This is a genomic window from Streptomyces sp. NPDC057543 (assembly GCF_042801895.1).
GTDB lineage: Bacteria > Actinomycetota > Actinomycetes > Streptomycetales > Streptomycetaceae > Streptomyces.
In genome coordinates, this window is sequence record NZ_JBHVFF010000057.1 from 17,262 (window position 1) to 34,521 (window position 17,260).

At 71.9% G+C, this 17,260-nt stretch carries 14 protein-coding genes and 1 pseudogene; 4 read left to right on the forward strand and 11 right to left on the reverse strand.

Going from position 1 to position 17,260, the window contains the following annotated elements; genetic code table 11:
• Positions 1-66: 66 nt before the first annotated feature.
• Complete coding sequence (locus ACFU8Q_RS12730; RefSeq protein ID WP_384451835.1) at positions 67-1,752, reverse strand: CTP synthase; 1,686 nt, start codon at positions 1,750-1,752, stop codon at positions 67-69.
• A gap of 417 nt (positions 1,753-2,169) precedes the next feature.
• Here ACFU8Q_RS12730 and ACFU8Q_RS12735 point away from each other — a divergent pair, with 417 nt between their 5' ends.
• Together ACFU8Q_RS12735 and ACFU8Q_RS12740 are read left to right on the forward strand one after the other, a co-directional pair.
• On the forward strand, positions 2,170-3,972 hold the full coding sequence (locus ACFU8Q_RS12735; protein ID WP_384451875.1) for a glycoside hydrolase family 15 protein: 1,803 nt from the start codon (positions 2,170-2,172) through the stop codon (positions 3,970-3,972).
• 276 nt (positions 3,973-4,248) lie between these two features.
• Complete coding sequence (locus ACFU8Q_RS12740; RefSeq protein WP_384451838.1) at positions 4,249-5,874, forward strand: PucR family transcriptional regulator; 1,626 nt, start codon at positions 4,249-4,251, stop codon at positions 5,872-5,874.
• A gap of 28 nt (positions 5,875-5,902) precedes the next feature.
• Here the strand turns inward: ACFU8Q_RS12740 and ACFU8Q_RS12745 are convergent, their stop codons facing one another.
• From ACFU8Q_RS12745 to ACFU8Q_RS12770, 6 genes are all read right to left on the reverse strand, one after another.
• Positions 5,903-7,000 carry a glycosyltransferase family 4 protein gene (locus tag ACFU8Q_RS12745; RefSeq protein ID WP_384451840.1) on the reverse strand — a complete coding sequence of 366 codons (1,098 nt, stop codon included), beginning with the start codon at positions 6,998-7,000 and terminating at the stop codon, positions 5,903-5,905.
• A 185-nt stretch (positions 7,001-7,185) separates the two neighbouring features.
• Positions 7,186-7,950 (reverse strand): hypothetical protein, encoded by a 765-nt coding sequence (locus ACFU8Q_RS12750; protein ID WP_384451842.1) that lies wholly within the window; start codon positions 7,948-7,950, stop codon positions 7,186-7,188.
• Between the two features lie 207 nt (positions 7,951-8,157).
• Positions 8,158-9,903, reverse strand: coding sequence for a DNA repair protein RecN (gene recN, locus ACFU8Q_RS12755; protein WP_384451845.1), 1,746 nt, complete (start codon positions 9,901-9,903; stop codon positions 8,158-8,160).
• A 108-nt stretch (positions 9,904-10,011) separates the two neighbouring features.
• Positions 10,012-10,917, reverse strand: a complete 906-nt coding sequence (locus ACFU8Q_RS12760) for an NAD kinase (protein WP_384451848.1) — start codon at positions 10,915-10,917, stop codon at positions 10,012-10,014.
• Positions 10,914-11,729: a TlyA family RNA methyltransferase gene (locus ACFU8Q_RS12765; protein WP_384451851.1), complete on the reverse strand. Its 816-nt coding sequence runs from the start codon at positions 11,727-11,729 to the stop codon at positions 10,914-10,916. Before ACFU8Q_RS12765 ends, ACFU8Q_RS12760 begins: the two co-directional genes overlap by 4 nt.
• 7 nt (positions 11,730-11,736) lie before the next feature.
• On the reverse strand, positions 11,737-12,108 hold the full coding sequence (locus ACFU8Q_RS12770; RefSeq protein WP_384451853.1) for a hypothetical protein: 372 nt from the start codon (positions 12,106-12,108) through the stop codon (positions 11,737-11,739).
• A 43-nt stretch (positions 12,109-12,151) separates the two neighbouring features.
• On the opposite strand from ACFU8Q_RS12770, the gene ACFU8Q_RS12775 reads away from it, so the two are divergent.
• The gene (locus ACFU8Q_RS12775) at positions 12,152-12,499 is read left to right on the forward strand and encodes an SCP2 sterol-binding domain-containing protein (protein WP_384451856.1); all 348 of its coding nucleotides are present in this window, start codon (positions 12,152-12,154) and stop codon (positions 12,497-12,499) included.
• A gap of 47 nt (positions 12,500-12,546) precedes the next feature.
• Here ACFU8Q_RS12775 and ACFU8Q_RS12780 read toward each other — a convergent pair whose 3' ends face one another.
• Together ACFU8Q_RS12780 and ACFU8Q_RS12785 are read right to left on the reverse strand one after the other, a co-directional pair.
• The gene (locus ACFU8Q_RS12780) at positions 12,547-13,395 is read right to left on the reverse strand and encodes an ABC transporter ATP-binding protein (RefSeq protein WP_384451858.1); all 849 of its coding nucleotides are present in this window, start codon (positions 13,393-13,395) and stop codon (positions 12,547-12,549) included.
• 148 nt (positions 13,396-13,543) lie between these two features.
• The gene (locus tag ACFU8Q_RS12785; RefSeq protein ID WP_384451860.1) at positions 13,544-14,572 is read right to left on the reverse strand and encodes an HAD hydrolase-like protein; all 1,029 of its coding nucleotides are present in this window, start codon (positions 14,570-14,572) and stop codon (positions 13,544-13,546) included.
• 71 nt (positions 14,573-14,643) lie between these two features.
• On the opposite strand from ACFU8Q_RS12785, the gene ACFU8Q_RS12790 reads away from it, so the two are divergent.
• Positions 14,644-15,921 (forward strand): DUF1015 family protein, encoded by a 1,278-nt coding sequence (locus tag ACFU8Q_RS12790; protein WP_384451863.1) that lies wholly within the window; start codon positions 14,644-14,646, stop codon positions 15,919-15,921.
• Between the two features lie 58 nt (positions 15,922-15,979).
• On the opposite strand, the gene ACFU8Q_RS12795 is transcribed toward ACFU8Q_RS12790, so the two are convergent.
• Together ACFU8Q_RS12795 and ACFU8Q_RS12800 are read right to left on the reverse strand one after the other, a co-directional pair.
• Positions 15,980-16,684 carry a tetratricopeptide repeat protein gene (locus ACFU8Q_RS12795; protein WP_384451866.1) on the reverse strand — a complete coding sequence of 235 codons (705 nt, stop codon included), beginning with the start codon at positions 16,682-16,684 and terminating at the stop codon, positions 15,980-15,982.
• Positions 16,684-17,260: pseudogene (locus ACFU8Q_RS12800) on the reverse strand (hypothetical protein); the annotation flags it as partial. The gene ACFU8Q_RS12795 and the pseudogene ACFU8Q_RS12800, both read right to left, overlap by 1 nt.

Here is a 17,260-nt window from a genome sequence, read left to right on the forward strand (position 1 = left end):
GAACCGGGGCACGCGTCCTCGATGGATCCGTACCCCGGTCAACGTTAGTGCCTGTGCACCGCCGGACTACTTGCCCGACGGGGCGCCCTGCTCGGCGCCGGCCCCGGCGCCCGTCTTGCGCGCGACGGCCGCCTTCACCAGGCCCGCGAAGAGCGGGTGCGGGCGGGTCGGGCGGGAGCGGAGCTCCGGGTGCGCCTGGGTGGCGACCAGGTAGGGGTGGATCTCGCGCGGGTACTCGACGTACTCGACGAGCTTGTTGTCCGGGGAGGTGCCGGAGAAGACCAGGCCGGCCTTCTTCTCCAGCTCCGCGCGGTAGGCGTTGTTGACCTCGTAGCGGTGGCGGTGGCGCTCCTCCACGTACGGCTGGCCGTCGTACGCCTCACGGACCAGCGAGCCCTCGGCGAGCTTCGCCGGGTACAGGCCGAGCCGCATGGTGCCGCCCAGGTCGCCCGCGCCCTCGACGTACGCCAGCTGCTCCTCCATCGTCGAGATGACGGGGTGCGAGGTGGCGGCGTCGAACTCGGTGGAGTTGGCGTCGGGGATCTCGGCGAGGTTGCGCGCCGCCTCGATCACGATGCACTGCAGGCCGAGGCAGAGGCCGAGCAGCGGCACCTTGTTCTCACGGGCGTACTGAATGGCACCGATCTTGCCGTTGACACCGCGGTCGCCGAAGCCGCCGGGGACGCAGATCGCGTCGACGTCGGAGAGCTGCTTCGCGGCACCGGCCGGCGTCTTGCAGTCGTCCGAGGCGACCCACTTGACCTTGACGCGGGCCTTGTTCGCGAAGCCTCCGGCCCGGATGGCCTCGGTGACCGAGAGGTAGGCGTCGGGCAGGTCGATGTACTTGCCGACGAGCGCGACGGTGATCTCGTGGTCGGGGTTGTGGACGCGGTCCAGCAGGTCGTCCCACGTGGTCCAGTCGACGTCGCGGAACGGCAGGTCGAGCTTGCGCACGACGTACGCGTCCAGGCCCTCGGTGTGCAGCACCTTGGGGATGTCGTAGATCGACTTGGCGTCCACGCAGGCCACCACCGCGGCCTCGTCGACGTCGCACATCAGCGAGATCTTGCGCTTGATGGCGGTCGGTACGTCACGGTCGGCGCGCAGCACGATGGCGTCGGGCTGGATGCCGATGTTGCGCAGCGCGGCGACGGAGTGCTGGGTCGGCTTGGTCTTGAGCTCGCCGGACGGACCGATGTAGGGCAGCAGCGAGATGTGCACGACGAAGACGTTGTCCCGGCCGACCTCGTGGCGGACCTGGCGGACGGTCTCCAGGAACGGCAGCGACTCGATGTCACCGACCGTGCCGCCGACCTCGGTGATGACGACATCGACGTCGTCGGCCGCCATGCGGCGGATGCGGTGCTTGATCTCGTTGGTGATGTGCGGGATGACCTGCACGGTGTCACCGAGGTACTCGCCGCGCCGCTCCTTGGCGATCACCTGCGAGTAGACCTGGCCGGTCGTGACGTTGGCGGAGCCGTCGAGGTCGACGTCGAGGAAACGCTCGTAGTGGCCGATGTCCAGGTCGGTCTCGGCGCCGTCGTTGGTGACGAACACCTCACCGTGCTGGAAGGGGTTCATCGTGCCCGGGTCGACGTTCAGATACGGGTCGAGCTTCTGCATGGTGACCCGGAGGCCGCGCGCCTTGAGCAGGGCGCCGAGGCTGGAGGCAGTCAGACCCTTGCCGAGGGAAGAGGCGACACCCCCGGTGACGAAGATGTGCTTGGTCGTCGTGGATGTGGGCTGCATAGCCAAAGGGGGCTCCCGTGGTCGCGATCGTGAGGTGCGTACCGGCGTTGCCGTCCGGAGAGTTCCGGAGGTGCCGTCGCTGCGGTTCGGGGGCCTCGTCTGCTGTTGCGGACGACCACCGGTCCACGGGCTACCAGGGTATCAGCGACAAAGGGGGCCTGCTTCCGGCCACACCCCGCACAGACACCCCACGTGATCACCGCAGGCCCCTCACACCACACCCGTTCGGCTCAGGCACATCGATGAGCGTTTCTGAGACAGTCGCGCAGATCATTCCGGTGCGTCGTATCCTGCTCGGACACTCGCTCCGGGCGAGGTACCGAGCTCGCAGGTTCCCCCACAACAACCCCTTGCGACGACCTCTTGACCCGCAGTAATGCCCTACGGGGCGACATGGCCGTTCGACTGGAGATGCACGTGGCCGGGCGCATCGAGGATTACGCACTCATCGGAGACATGCAGACCGCCGCCCTGGTCTGCCGGGACGGCACAGTGGACTGGCTGTGCCTTCCCCGCTTCGATTCGCATGCCATTTTCGCCGGACTTCTGGGTACCGAGGAGCACGGCTTCTGGCGCCTGGGACCGGCGCGGGAGGACGGGGCGGAGCCGCCGTCCGCGGACCGCCGCCGCTACCGCGGGGACTCCCTCGTCCTGGAATCGGAGTGGGACACACCGCACGGAACGGTCAGAGTGACCGATTTCATGCCCCCGCGTGATGGTGCCCCGCAGGTCATCCGCATCGTGGAGGGGATCAGCGGCCGGGTACCGATGCGCTCCGAGCTGCGGATGCGGTTCAGCTACGGGCGGGTGACGCCGTGGGTGCACAAGGTCGACGGCCGTACGGTCGCCGTCGCCGGCCCGGACTCCGTCTGGCTGGACACCCCAGCCGACACCTACGGCGAGAACCTGACGACGTACTCCGATTTCACGGTCGCGCCGGGCGACCGGATCGCGTTCACGATCAGCTGGCAGCCCTCGCACCACGAGCCGCCGGGCCTGCCGGACCCGGAGGGCTCGCTGGACGCGACCGCGGACTTCTGGCGTGAATGGGTCGAGCAGTGCACGTACCACGGGCCCTACCGCGAGGCCGTGGTCCGCTCGCTGATCACCCTCAAGGCCCTGACGTACGCGCCGACCGGTGGCATCGTCGCCGCGCCGACCACCTCCCTGCCCGAGGACATCGGCGGCTCCCGGAACTGGGACTACCGCTACACCTGGCTGCGCGACGCCGCGATCACCCTCTCCTCCCTGCTGCGCACCGGCTACCGCGAGGAGGCCCGCGCCTGGCGCGAGTGGCTGCTGCGGGCGGTCGCCGGCGACCCGGAGAACCTGCAGATCATGTACGGCATCGCGGGCGAGCGCGAGCTGGGCGAGGCCGAGCTGGACTGGCTGCCCGGTTACGAGAACTCCGGCCCGGTCCGGGTCGGCAACGGCGCCGCGGGCCAGCTCCAGCTGGATGTGTACGGCGAGGTCACCGAGGCACTGCACCTCGCCCATATGACCGGCCTGACCCGCAACGACTACGCGACGGGCCTCCAGCTCAAGCTGATCGAGTACCTGGAGAAGCACTGGGACGAGCCGGACGAGGGCATCTGGGAGGTGCGCGGCCCACGCCGGCACTTCGTCCACTCGAAGGTGATGGCCTGGGTCGCCGTCGACCGCACCATCAAGCTGATCGAGTCCGGGGACGCGGAGGGGCCGCTGGAGCGGCTGCGCGAGCTGCGCGACGACATCCACCGCGATGTCTGCGACCGGGGCTACGACAAGGAACGCAACACCTTCACCCAGTCCTACGGATCGCAGGAGCTGGACGCCTCCCTCCTGCTGATCCCCCAGATGGGATTCCTCCCGCCGGACGACAAGCGCGTGATCGGCACGATCGAGGCGATCCAGCGCGAACTGTCCACGGAGGACGGCTTCGTGCTTCGCTACCCCACCAAGGGCGAGGACGCGGGCGTCGACGGACTGGAGGGCGACGAGGGCGCGTTCCTGGCCTGCTCGTTCTGGCTGGCCGACGACCTGGCGATGATCGGCCGGGTCGACGAGGCACGCCAGCTCTTCGAGCGGCTGCTGTCCCTGCGCAATGATCTGGGCCTGCTCGCGGAGGAGTGGGATCCCCGACTGCAGCGCCAGGTGGGGAACTTCCCCCAGGCGTTCAGCCATGTGCCGCTGATCGACACGGCACTGCGCCTGACGGCGAGCGGGGCGTACGTCGGCTGACAGCCGGGTGGGAATCCTGATCCCGTGTCCTCTTCGCAGCGGCGATGTCCACCGCATGGCCAAGAGGACACGGGATGGGATTGACGGCGGCCGGCGGCTGACCCGCGTCGCTGCGCCTTTCACGGCCCGACCCCTTGTGGCGTACGCCACAATCGACAGGGGTTCGTTCAATTCGCCTGTCCGCGCGACGAGTTGTCAGGAAGAAAGGCCTCACGGTCCGGTCCGTGACCACCCGGTGATGTCTCCGGAGCGCGAGCACGGGTAGCGTCCGACCCCATGGACAATCAGGGCGGAATCACCGTGCAGCGGGCCCTTGAGCTGCCGGGACTGCGCAGCGGGCTGCCGGAGGTGGTGGCCGGCACGGACCGGCTGAACCGTACGGTGCGCTGGGTGCACGCGGGCGAGGTCCCGAACATCGCTTCACTGCTCAAGGGGGGCGAGCTGCTGCTCACCACCGGCCTGGGGCTCGGCACGCGCCCCGCCGAGCAGCGTGCCTTCGTCCGCAGGCTCGCCGACCGCCAGATCGCCGCCCTGGTGGTGGAGCTCGGACCGCGGTTCGGCAGGCTGCCCGCGTCGATCGTGGACGCCGCCCGCGCGGCCGGTCTGCCGCTGGTCCAGCTGCACCGGGAGGTGCCGTTCGTGACGGTGACCGAGGAGATCCACACCGAGATCGTCAACGGTCACTACGCGCTGCTGCGACAGGCCGAGGACGTGCACCGGCGGTGCACGGAGGCGCTGCTCGGCGGTGGCGGCGTGCCCCAGGTGCTGGGGATCCTCGCGGACTTCGCGGCCAATCCGGTCTTCCTGGAGACGGCGGACGGCCAGTTGCTGTACGCGGCGGGCCCCACGTCCGGCCCGGTCGGCGCCGATCCGCTCCAGGTGTGGGACGGGATGCGCGGCGGCCGGGCGGCCCGTGAGTCGCCACCCGCCGGCTCGGTCCTGGTGGATGTGCCGGGCGGCGGTCCCGGGACGGGTTCCGTACGGGCCAGGCTGGTGCTGCTGGCCGTGTCCGGGCCGCTGGTGCCGGTGCACCGGATGGCGGCGGAGCGGGCGGCCGGGATTCTCGCCGTCGTACTGATGCAGGCCCGCCAGGAGGAGGAGCTCGCGGCGCGCGGCCGGGGCGACTTCCTGACGGATCTCGCGGAGGGCCGGATCACGCCGGAGGACGCGCCGGCGCAGGCCCGCGTGCTGGGCTTCAAACCGGGTGACATGCCGCTGCTCCCGGTGGTGATGCGGCTGGCTCCCGAGCTGTCCGTGTCGGGAAACTGGGCACTGCTGGCACGGGCGGTGCTGGAGGAGCTCTCATCGGTGGGTGTGCCGGTGCTGCTCGGCGTGCGGCCCGTGGAGGGACGGGTTCCGGTGCTGCTGGGGCTGCGGTCGGAGACGGAGCGCACGGCGGTCGCGGACCGGGTCGCGGCGGCGCTGCGCGCCGGTGTGGAGCGGGCCGGTCTCGAGCGCGCCGGATCGCATCCGCCGGTCGTGGTGGTGGGCGTGGCGGGCGGCTGGGCGGCGGCCGGAGCGGGGCTGCGGCACGCGGCGGAGACGGCGACGGCCGCGCACGGTCTCAGCGACCGGCCCTGGTACGACGCCCGGCGCCTGGACATCGATCTGCTGCTGTGGCGGCTGCGGGACCATCCGGATCTGGCGGCGTTCGTGGACCGGGCGATCGGTCCGCTGCGCGATCACGACCGCGCCTCGCGCCCTCCGCTGCTACCGACGTTGGAGACGTATCTCGCCCACGCGGGCCGCAAGGCGGAGACGGCACGCGAACTGCACCTGAACCGCCAGACGTTGTACAACCGACTGGCCCGCATCGGCGAGCTCCTCGGCACCGATCTGGACGACCCCCAGGCCGTCCTGGCCCTGAGCCTGGCCCTGCGCGCCCGCCGCCACACCTCGTAGCACCGGAGCGGTCCGACGAGCAGCCCGTTCACCGTGGCCGGGCTGCCGCCAGCGGCTGTGTCAACTCGTCGTAGACGCTGAGCACCTGCGCGATCGTGTCGTCCTCCGTCGGCCAACTCGCGGCCTGCGCATGCCCTGCGGCCACCAGCTCCGCACGCCGCTCCGGATCGCCGAGCAGCCGGGCCACCGCCCGCCCGAGCGCCTCGGCGTTCCCGAACGGTACGAGCTCCGCGGCGTCCCCCACGAGTTCGGGCACACCTCCGACCGCGGTGGCGACCAGCGGAACGCCGAGCCGCAGCGCCTCCTGGGCCAGCACCGAGCGCGCCTCCCACCTGCTGGACAGCACGGCCAGATCGGCGACGGCGAGGAGTGCCGCGATGTCGTCGCGGCTGCCGACGATCCGTACGGCCAGGTCCTCGTTCCGGATCCGGCGCTGCAGAGCGGCCCGCTCGTGCCCCTCCCCCACGATGATCAGCAGCGGTACGGGGTCGATTTCGCGCCATACTCGTGCCGCGTCGAGCAGCATGTCGTACCCGTGGTGCGGTACGAGGCTCCCGTACGACATGATCAACGGCCGTTCCACCGCGCCGAGTTCGGCCCGCGTCTTGTCTTCGTTGACGAGGGCGACGGGGGTCTGCACCGGGGCGGAGACCGGCGAGAGCCGGGCATCGCGCGCGCCTCGGAGCCGCGCTCGGTCGACCAGGTCCGACGTCGTACCGAGCACAACCGCCGCCGTACGGGCGGCCCTTCGCTCCATCAGGTGGAGCAGTCGGCTGCGGGCGCCTTCGGCGTGCGCGCGGGCGTGCCAGGTGACGACCAGCGGGACACGCCGGCCGCCGAGCGCGAGAGCGGCGCGCACGGCGGCGTGCAGACCGTGTGCGTGGACCACGTCCGCCGTCAGGCAGGCGGCACGCAGCGCGGCGACGGCCGCGGGATCGCTGCGCCGCGGTACGGGGGTGAACCGGGCGCCCGTACCGGAGAAGTCGTAGGCGTGGTCCAGTTCGGCCGGGGCGCAGACGGTGACGTGCACGCCTCTCGCGACCAGCCCCGCGGCCAGCGAGCCGACGTGGGCGCTGCTGCCCGCGCTGCCTCCGCCCAGGACTTGGACCGTACGCAGCTGTGACACGTTGAATGGCTCCCGGGGGTCCCTGTGCGGGTGATGGCACCGCCAAGGATGCCAGTCCGTACGCACGTTCCGGCACAGTCGAGCCACTGTCGCGGTGCATACAACAGCAACCCGTCATGGCGTACCACTCGCACGGGTGACGAAGCGGCGCGATGTTGCCGTGACCGTGCTCCCGGGTCTCCGCGTCAGCGATCCGCCGTCAACTGGACGAGCCGGCTGACCCGGTCCCCGTACACCGTCGCCGCGACGAGCCCCGCCGCGTGGGCGACGAGCCCGGCCCGGCCACGGCCCGCGACGATGGCGACCCCGATCGCGGCGCCCAGGGCGTGGGCCCCGGTGTCCCCGATCATGGTGCGCTCCCCCAGGTCGTCGGCGACGAGGGCCGCCACGGCCCCCATCGGCGCGGCGGCGAGCGGGCCGCCCAACAGGCCCGGGGCCCCGAGGGCGAGCACGGTGGCGGCGGCCGCCGCGGGCCGTACGTCCGTCAGGTTGACGAGGTGCGCGGTCGCGGCGATCACGACCCCGGCGAGGATCCGTTCGACGGGCCGGTCCTTGAGCAGCGCACCGGCGGCGAGCCCGGCGGCCCCGATCCCGAACAGCTTCACCGCGCCGCTGGTCACCTCACCGCCCCGCAGAGCCCCCAGGTGGGCGCGGAACCCGCGGCGCGGATCGTCCGCACCGGCGAGGTCGTCGTACGCCCCGCAACCGCCTGCCGCGAGTACGGCGAGCGCGGCGGCGTACCTGGTGCGGGCCGGGAGGGGCAGGACGGCGGTTCCGGCTGCGGCGCCGAGGGCGACGGCCGGTCCCGCGTACAGATCGACGGTGCGGCCCGCGTAGTTGGTGCGCTGCCAGCCCCTGCGCGGCCGGGCCCGCAACGCCCGGTACACACCTCCCGCGACGACGGCCGCGACGGCACCGGAAACGGCGGCCCTGCTGAATGCTGCTCCCATGCAGGCCAGGCTACGCACCGGTCCGCAGGCTCCGCCCGGCGGCCGCCCCGTACGGAGACCGCCGGGCGGACCCGGCAACTCGGCACGGACGCGCGCCGGGTGGGCTCAACGCACAAGCCACCCGGCGGCCGGACACGAACCCGCGCCGACCGGCCGCGCAGCCCGCTCGCTACCGTGCGCCGAAACCGCAACCGTGCGCCCGCCCTGCTACCCGTCCGCCCGCGCCGCGGCCAGCAGTTCCTCCGCATGGGCCCGTGCCGTCTGCGAGTCCTCCTGGCCCGCGAGCATCCGGGACAGCTCCCGTACCCGGTCCTCGCCCTCCAGGACCGTGACCCCGCTGCTGGTCACCGACCCGTCGACCGTCTTCTCGACCAGCAGCTGACGGTCGGCGAAGGCCGCCACCTGCGGCAGATGCGTCACGACGACGACCTGCGCGGACCTGGCGAGCTTCGCGAGCCGCCGCCCGACCTCGACGGCGGCCTTGCCGCCGACCCCCGCGTCGACCTCGTCGAAGAGGTACGTGGGTACGGGATCGGAGCCGGCGAAGACCACCTCGACGGCGAGCATCACCCGGGACAGTTCACCGCCCGACGCGCCCTTGGCGATCGGCCGCGGCTGGGCGCCGGGGTGCGGGGCCAGCAGGAGCTCGACCTCGTCGGCGCCGGACGGCCCGTAAGCCACGCTCCGCCCGTCGATCTCGATGCCGGACGCCTCGTCGGCCGCCTCGGTCTGCCGGATGTCGAAGGAGACCCGGGCGTGCGGCATGGCCAGGGAGGCCAGTTCCGCGGTCACCGCGTCGGCGAAGCGCTCCGCCGCCCCCGTACGCGCATCGGTCAGTGCCTGTCCGAGGCCGGAGAGTTCGGCGCGCAGCGCGTCCCGCTCCGCCGTCAGCTCGCCGATGCGGTCGTCGTCGCCCTCCAGTTCGGTGAGCCGGGCGGCCCCTTCCTCGGCCCAGGCGAGCACGGCGGTGATGTCCTCGCCGTACTTGCGGGTGAGGCCGGTGAGCGCGGCGCGCCGCTCCTCCACCGCGGCGAGCCGCAGGGGATCGGCGTCCAGCTGGTCGGCGTACCCGGCCAGTTCGCCCGCCACGTCGGCGAGCAGGATCGAGATCTCGCCGATCCGGTCGGCGAGCGCGGCCAGCGCCGGATCGTGGGCCCGTACGGCGTCCAGGGAACGTCCGGCGGCCGCGACCACGGTCGTCGCGTCGACGCCCTCCGGGTCCTCCGGATTGCCCGCGAGCGCGGTGTGCGCGAGGGACGCGGCGGAGGCGAGCGCTTCGGCGTGGCCGAGCCGCTCGGCCTCGGCGGCCAGGTCGCCGTCCTCGCCCGCCCGTGGTTCGACCGCGGCGATCTCGCCCAGCCCGAAGCGCAGCAGATCCGCCTCCTGGGCGCGTTCGCGGGCGCGCGTGGTCAGCTCGTCGAGCTCCGTGACGACGGCCCGCAGCCTGCGGTACGCCGCCGCGTACTCGGCGTGCGGCACGGCGACACCGTCGCCCGCGTACCGGTCGAGTGCCTGCCGCTGCCGCGCGGGCTTGAGCAGCCCCTGCTGGTCGGTCTGGCCGTGCACGGCGACGAGTTCGTCGGCGAGCTCGGCGAGCACCCCCACCGGCACGGATCTGCCGCCGAGATGCGCCCGGGAGCGCCCCTCCGCGGAAACGGTCCGGCTGATCAGCAGCGCGCCGTCGTCGAACTCGGCCCCGGCCTCCTCGGCCCGCAGGGCCACGGTGTCGCCGTCGGACACCGTGATCCGCCCCTCGACGACCGCGGCCTTGGCCCCGATCCGTACCAGGGCGGGATCGGCACGCCCACCGAGCAGCAGCCCCAAGCTGGTGACGACCATGGTCTTGCCCGCGCCGGTCTCACCCGTCACCGCGGTGAAACCGGGCGACAGCTCGACCACCGCGTCGTCGATGACTCCGAGCGACCGTATCCTCATCTCCTCCAACACGGACACGACCTTACGAGGTCCGGGCCCCGGTGTGCGACGGACCCCGCCCTCCGGGGTTCACTCTCCCGTGTGCACCTTCGGTACGTGCGCCGCCGCCGGGACGATGTCCGCCGGTCAGTGCGGCGCGCCCCGCCACCCCGAGACGGGCAGTGCGAACTTCGCGACCAGCCGGTCCGTGAACGAGGCGTGGTGCAGCCTTGCCAGCCGTACGGGCACCGCGCCGCGCCGCACCTCGACCCGCGCGCCCGCGGGCAGCTCCACGGTCCTGCGGCCGTCGCACCACAGCACCCCGTGCGGGGTGTGCTGCTGGACCTCGACGGCGAGCACCGAGGTCGGCGAGGTCACCAGCGGCTTGGCGAACAGCGCGTGGGCGCTGATCGGTACCATCAGCAGCGCCTCGACCTCGGGCCAGACGACGGGACCGCCCGCCGAGAAGGCGTAGGCGGTCGATCCGGTCGGGGTCGCGCAGACGATCCCGTCGCAGCCGAACCCGGTCACCGGGCGGCCGTCGATCTCCAGGACGACCTCCAGCATCCGCTCGGGCGACACCTTCTGAACAGCCGCTTCGTTGAGCGCCCAGTCGGTGTGGACGATGTCGCCGTTGCTGCGCACGACGACGTCGAGCGTCATGCGTTCCTCGACCTGGTACGCCCGGGTGACGACCCGGTCGACGACCTTGTCCAGGTCGTCGCGCTCGGCCTCGGCGAGGAAGCCGACCCGGCCGAGGTTGACGCCGAGCATCGGCACCCCGGAGGCCCGGGAGAGCTCGGCGCCGCGCAGCAGCGTCCCGTCCCCGCCGAGCACGACCAGCAGCTCACAGCCGTCCACGGCCGCCGGCGTGGTGTCCGTGGCCGTCTCGACGGCCGACGGCAGTGGCAGATCCGCCGCCTCGGTGGCCAGCACGCGGACGCCGAGGCCGCTGCGGAGCAGTCCCTGCACGACCAGCTCGGCGCTGCGGATCGCGGCCGGGCGGCCGGTGTGTGCCAAAAGAAAGACAGTTCGTGCCGCATTCGTCGTCAACGAGGCCCCTCCGCCACTGCACGGTCGACATCCGCGGGATCCAGCTCAGGTGCTCCGGCCCGCAGCCACAGAAAGTACTCGACATTTCCCGAGGGGCCAGGCAACGGGCTCGCTGTCACCCCCCGCACTCCGAGGCCCAGCGCCCAGGCCCGGCGCGCCACCTCCCGTACCGCTTCGGCCCGCAGTTCGGGGCTGCGTACCACCCCGCCGCTGCCGAGCCGCTCCTTGCCGACCTCGAACTGCGGCTTGACCATGAGGACCAGATCCGCGTCCGGGGCGGCGCAGCGCGCCAGGGCGGGCAGGACCAGCCCCAGCGGAATGAACGACAGATCGCCGACGACCAGGTCCACCGCCGCTCCGTCGATCGCCTCCAGCGTCAATTCACGTACGTTGGTGCGGTCCTTGACGGTGACGCGTTCATCGGACTGCAGTGACCAGGCGAGCTGCCCGTAGCCCACGTCGACCGCGACGACATGGCCGACTCCGGCGCGCAGCAGTACGTCGGTGAAGCCGCCGGTCGACGCCCCGGCGTCCAGCGCCCGCCGCCCCTCGACCTTCAGCCCGAGGGGCACGAAGGCGGCGAGGGCGCCGGCGAGCTTGTGCCCGCCGCGCGAGACGTACTCTGGGTCGCTGTCGTCCTTGATGACGACCACCGCGGCGCTGGTCTCGACCTGGGTGGCGGGTTTGGTCGCGGTGTTGCCTCCGACGGTCACCCGCCCTGCGGCGATCAGCTGGCTCGCATGCTCGCGCGAGCGGGCGAGCTTACGGCGTACCAGCTCGGCGTCGAGGCGGCGACGTGCCACTCCTGCCACGTTCGGTTCAGCTCCTGTTGTCGTACGAGGGCATCGGTGCGGGTACCGGTGCGGGTGCGGGCCTGGCGTCCAGCGCGGTCAGCGCATCGCGCAGCCCACGGTGTACATCCTCGTACACCTCGATGTGTCCGTCCGCCGGTAGGTGGTCCGCATCGGCGAGACGCTCCAGCCGCGCGTCGACGTCGGCGTCGCCGGTGGGGGTGCGTCCGATGCCGAGGGGCGCGGGTGCGGCAGGCTCGGGAGAGGGCACGGCGGCCGGGGCCGGGGGCACGCCCGCGCCGTCGGGGGTTCCCGTGGACGGGTCCTGCGCCACCCCCACGGGGGTCGCTCCGGGCGCTGTTCGGGCCGCCGTCCCGGGCCCCGGCATCGAGTCGCTCATGCGGGAAACGCTACAGCGAAGGGCTGCGGTACCGTCGATCACAATGGCGACCATGGCGGAGTGCCGCAGCGCACTCGACAAACTTTCCGACAACCTCGCGGGGGCCGACGGCGACGTGCGCAGCGCGGCCGCCCTCGACCGCTCCCTGAGCTGCCACATCAAGGATCTCGACGTCACCTTCACCGGCCGGCTGGCCCACGGCCGGATCCAGGTCCTGGAGACGGTCGAGGGCCCGCCCCGGGAGAAGGCGGAGATCCGGCTCTCGATGACCGGCGACGACCTGGTGACGATGGTGAACGGCGAGCTGAACTTCGCCAAGGCGTGGGGGTCGGGCCGGGTCCGGCTGGAGGCCGGCTTCCGCGATCTGCTGAGACTCAGGTCGCTGCTGTAGCCGCGGGACGGGCCGTTTCCCCGGGAGCGGCCCGGCAGTCAGCCCGGTCAGCTCCTGGCCGGCGCCGACGCCCCGGCGGACGCCCTGCCCTGCACTCCCACCCCGCCGCTCCGCGGCTTGCGCGCGGCCGGCACCACCAACGGCGTCCCCGTCTCCGGATCCTCGATGACCTGGCAGCGCAGGCCGAAGACCCGCTCCACCAACTCCGCGGTGACGACCTCGCCCGGCGCCCCCTCGGCGATGACCTCGCCCTCCCGCATCGCGATGAGGTGCGTGGCGTACCGCGCGGCGTGATTCAGATCGTGCAGGACGGCCACCAGGGTGCGCCCCTGCGTCTCGTGCAGCTCCGCACAGAGGTCGAGGACGTCGATCTGGTGCTGGATGTCGAGGTACGTCGTCGGCTCGTCGAGCAGCAGCAGCGGTGTCTGCTGGGCGAGCGCCATGGCGATCCAGACCCGCTGCCGCTGTCCACCGGACAATTCGTCGACATAGCGATCGGCAAGCGCGCCGACTCCGGTCGCCGTCATCGATTCCTCGACAATGCGCTCGTCGTCCGGCGACCACTGGCGCAGCAGCCCCTGGTGCGGGTACCGGCCGCGCCCGACCAGGTCGGCCACCGTGATGCCGTCCGGTGCGATGGAGGACTGCGGCAGCAGCCCCAGCATCTTGGCGACCTTCTTCGCCGGCATCCCATGGATCGTCCGCCCGTCCAGGAGCACCCGCCCGCCGGTCGGCTTCAGCATCCGCGAGAGCGCGCGCAACAGGGTCGACTTGCCACAGGCGTTGGGGCCGACGATCACCGTGAACGAATTGTCGGGTATCTCGACCGAGAGATTCTCCGCGATGACCCGCTGGTCGTAGCCGAGGGTCACCGAGTCCGCGGTGAGGCGCTGCATGGTCGTACTCCCGGAGTCGGAGGTGATCGGGTGCGAGGGCCATCCGGACGGCGGCACACCACACAGGGCTTACTTAGGTTAGCCTACCCTCTCCGTGCGCTCGCCTTTGTGCTCGCCTTTGTGCCCGCTTCACCGGGAGCCGTGCGCCCTACAGCCCCAGCCTGGCGATCGCCTTCGCGCTGTCCAGCCCGCACGAGCCGTCCCCGGCGTAGGACCACGCCGCCCCGCAGAGCGCCCGCAGCCCGTCGAGCACGCTCCCTTCCCCCTCCAGCACCAGATCGTCGCCGCGCACCGCCGCCGTCCAGCCACCACAGCCGAATGCGTCGCCCGTACGCGTCACTTCGGGCTGTCCGGTCAGCAGCCCGCGCAGGTCGGCGTCCACATAGGTCGGCCGGTGCTTCGGCTCGGCAGCCACCAACTGCGTCGCGTCCGTCACCCCGGTGAGCACCAGCAGGGAATCCACACCACCGTTGAACGCCCCCTCGATGTCCGTATCCAGCCGGTCCCCGACCACCAACGGGCGTTCGGCCCCGGTCCGCAGCACCGTCTCCCGGTGCATCGGCGGCAACGGCTTCCCGGCAACCTGCGGCTCGGCCCCCGTCGCGATCCGTACGACCTCCACCGCCGCGCCGTTCCCCGGCGCGATCCCCCGGGCGCTCGGAATCGTCAGATCCGTGTTGGACGCGAACCACGGCACACCGCGCGCGATCGCGTACGCCGCCTCGGCGAACCGCCCCCACGTCATGTCGGGCCCGCCGTACCCCTGCGCCACCGCGACCGGCTCGTCGTCCGCCGATTCCACCGGCACCAGACCGCGCTCCCGCAACGCGACGCGCAGCCCCTCGCCGCCCACCACCAGGACCCGCGCTCCGGCGGGCAGTTGATCGGCGATCAACCGGGCCACCGCCTGTGCCGAGGTGATCACATCGGCGGGCTCGGCCGGAACCCCGAGTTCGGTCAGATGCTCGGCCACCGCGGCCGGGGTCCGCAGGGCATTGTTGGTCACATACGCGAGGTGCATCCCGCCGTCCCGCGCCGCTCCCAGCGAGTCGACGGCGTGGACGATCGCGTGGCCGCCCGCGTACACCACCCCGTCGAGATCGAGCAGCGCCGTGTCGTACGCCTCGTTCAACGCGGTGCTGCTGCCGGCCGGCCTGGTCCTGCTCGCCTGACTCATTCTTTGCGCTCCTCATTCCATGCTTCTGTCCAGATCATCGCGCATCGCGCCCACGCACATACGATGCAGAAATGAACACATCAGGTCCGACCGGCCAGGGGCTGCGTCTCATCCCGTTCCGCGGGCTGCGATACGTCCCCGAGCGGGTCGGTAGTCTCGCAGCGGTGACCTCGCCGCCGTACGACGTCGTCGTGCGCCCCGACGGGCTGCACCACCTGGAGTCGGCGGATCCGCACAACATCGTCCGGCTGATCCTGCCGCAGGCCGACACGGCCGCGGCCCGCCACAATCAGGCCGCCGACACCCTGAACCGCTGGCTGGCCGAGGGCATACTCGCTCCTGATCCCGAGCCCGCCCTGTACGTCTACGAACAGCGCAACGACGAGATCCTGCAACGCGGCATCGTCGGGGCGCTGGCGCTCTCCGCCCCCGCCGACGGCATCGTGCTGCCGCACGAGGACGTGATGGCCCATGTGGTCGAGGACCGGGCCAACCTGATGCGCACCACCGCCGCCCACCTCGAACCACTGCTGCTCACGTACCGCAACAACGGCGACGGCTCGGGTGCGACCGCCGTCATCGAGCGGACCATCGAGCGACCACCGCTGCTCGCCACCACCACCGAGGACGGCTACAGCCACCGGCTCTGGGCGGTGACCGACCCGGCCGACCGGGCCGAGATCGAAACCGATCTCGCCCACCACCAGGCCCTGATCGCCGACGGCCATCACCGCTGGGCCACCTATCTCCGTCTCCAGCAGGAGCACACCGCGCCCGGCCCCTGGGACTTCGGCCTGGTCCTCCTCGTCGACACGGCCCGCTACCCGCTCCGGGTCCGCGCCATCCACCGGTTGCTGCACCGCCTCCCGGTCGCCGACGCCCTCACCGCACTGAACGGCCTCTTCCGCATCCGCGACGTCGAGGGCCCCCTCCCAGAGGCCCTGGACGCACTCGCCGAGGCGGCCGCCGAGGGCAACGCGTTCCTGCTCGCGGGCGACGGCGGCTTCCATCTCGTCGACCACCCCGACAACCACCTTCTGCACCGTACGATTCCGCCCGACCGCCCGACCGCCTGGCAGACCCTCGACGCGACCGTCCTGCACGCGGCTCTGCTCGACCATGTCTGGCAGATCCCCGACACCCCGGAACACATCGCGTACATCCACGACACCGCGGCAGCCGTCGAACAGGCCGAACGTCACAACGCCACGGCGGTCCTGATGCATCCGGTACGCGAGGAGGTCGTCCGGGACCTCGCCCGACAAGGCGTCACCATGCCCCGCAAGTCGACCTCCTTCGGACCCAAGCCGGCCAGCGGCCTGGTCCTGCGAAGCCTCACTCTCGGTTGACGCACACGGCAACAAAAAAGGGCGGCACCCCTTCCCGGGTGCCGCCCTCTCTCATGCCTTACGCCTCGGACGTGCCGTCCTTGTCAGTGGCCTCGCCCCTGTCGTCGGCGACATCGTTCTCGTCCCTGTCCTCGTCCTCGTCGTCACCGAGGGCATCGACGAACTCGACACCGTCCAGTTCGGCGAGCCGGTCCGAGGCATCGGTGGCGCCGTCCTTGTCGGCCTCCAGCGCCTTCCCGAACCACTCACGCGCCTCGTCCTCGCGCCCCGCCGCCAGCAGTGCGTCCGCGTACGCGTAGCGCAGCCGCGGCGTCCATGGGTGCACGGCGTTCGAGGCGAGCTCGGGGCTCTGCAGCGTGACGATGGCGGCGTCGATCTGCCCCATGTCCCTGCGTGCACCCGCGGCCACCAGACGCATCTCGACCTGACCGACCTTGTCGAGCTTCTGCACCTCGGGCTCGCCGGCCATGGCCATCGCCCGCTCGGGCCGCCCGAGTCCACGCTCGCAGTCCGCCATGACGGGCCACAGCTCCACGGAACCGGTCATCCGCTTGGCCGCCCGGAACTCCGCCAGCGCCTCCGAGTACTTCTGCGTCGCGTACGCGGCGAACCCGGCCGCCTCACGCACCGCAGCGACCCGCGAGGCCAGCCGCAAGGCGATCCGCGAGTACGCATACGCCTGCTCGGGGTCCTCGTCGATCAGCCGGGCCACCATGACAAGGTTCCTGGCAACGTCCTCGGCAAGCGTCTTCGGCAGGCTCATCAGCTCCTGCCGCACGTCCTTGTCGATCTCGTCCCCGGTGACGTCGTCAGGAATCGGAAGCCGCTTGATGGGCTCGCGGTCCCGGTCGTCCCGCCGCTCGTACCCACCCCGGTCGTCGCGACCGCGGTAACCGCCCCCGCCGCCACGGTCATCGCGCTGCCCGCGATATCCCCCGCCACGACTGTCGTCCCGGCGGAACCCGCCGCCACGGCTGTCATCGTCCCGACGCGGCCCGCGCGGACGGTCGTCCCGCCGCTCGAACCCACCAGGACGCCCACCCCGGTCATCATCCCGGCGCGGCCCACGGTCACGGTCGCGGTCATCACGACGGAACCCGCCACCGGAACCACCACCACGGCTGTCATCGCGACGGAACCCACCGGGGCGGTCATCCCGCCGGTCATCACGGCGGAACCCGCCACCGGAACCACCACCGCGGCTGTCGTCGCGACGGAACCCACCGGGGCGGTCATCCCGCCGATCGTCCCGGCGGAACCCGCCGCCACGGCTGTCATCGTCCCGACGCGGCCCGCGCGGACGGTCGTCCCGCCGCTCGAACCCACCAGGACGCCCACC

What these genes read in the sequence shown, in the direction of transcription:
- ACFU8Q_RS12750 (WP_384451842.1), bottom strand. Translation starts at nt 7,950, where the DNA reads ATGGGAGCAGCATTCAGCAGGGCCGCCGTTTCCGGTGCCGTCGCGGCC.
- ACFU8Q_RS12785 (WP_384451860.1), bottom strand. Translation starts at nt 14,572, where the DNA reads ATGAGTCAGGCGAGCAGGACCAGGCCGGCCGGCAGCAGCACCGCGTTG.
- ACFU8Q_RS12770 (WP_384451853.1), bottom strand. Translation starts at nt 12,108, where the DNA reads ATGAGCGACTCGATGCCGGGGCCCGGGACGGCGGCCCGAACAGCGCCC.
- ACFU8Q_RS12780 (WP_384451858.1), bottom strand. Translation starts at nt 13,395, where the DNA reads ATGCAGCGCCTCACCGCGGACTCGGTGACCCTCGGCTACGACCAGCGG.
- ACFU8Q_RS12795 (WP_384451866.1), bottom strand. Translation starts at nt 16,684, where the DNA reads ATGAGCCTGCCGAAGACGCTTGCCGAGGACGTTGCCAGGAACCTTGTC.
- ACFU8Q_RS12730 (WP_384451835.1), bottom strand. Translation starts at nt 1,752, where the DNA reads ATGCAGCCCACATCCACGACGACCAAGCACATCTTCGTCACCGGGGGT.
- ACFU8Q_RS12790 (WP_384451863.1), top strand. Translation starts at nt 14,644, where the DNA reads ATGAACACATCAGGTCCGACCGGCCAGGGGCTGCGTCTCATCCCGTTC.
- ACFU8Q_RS12775 (WP_384451856.1), top strand. Translation starts at nt 12,152, where the DNA reads ATGGCGACCATGGCGGAGTGCCGCAGCGCACTCGACAAACTTTCCGAC.
- ACFU8Q_RS12740 (WP_384451838.1), top strand. Translation starts at nt 4,249, where the DNA reads ATGGACAATCAGGGCGGAATCACCGTGCAGCGGGCCCTTGAGCTGCCG.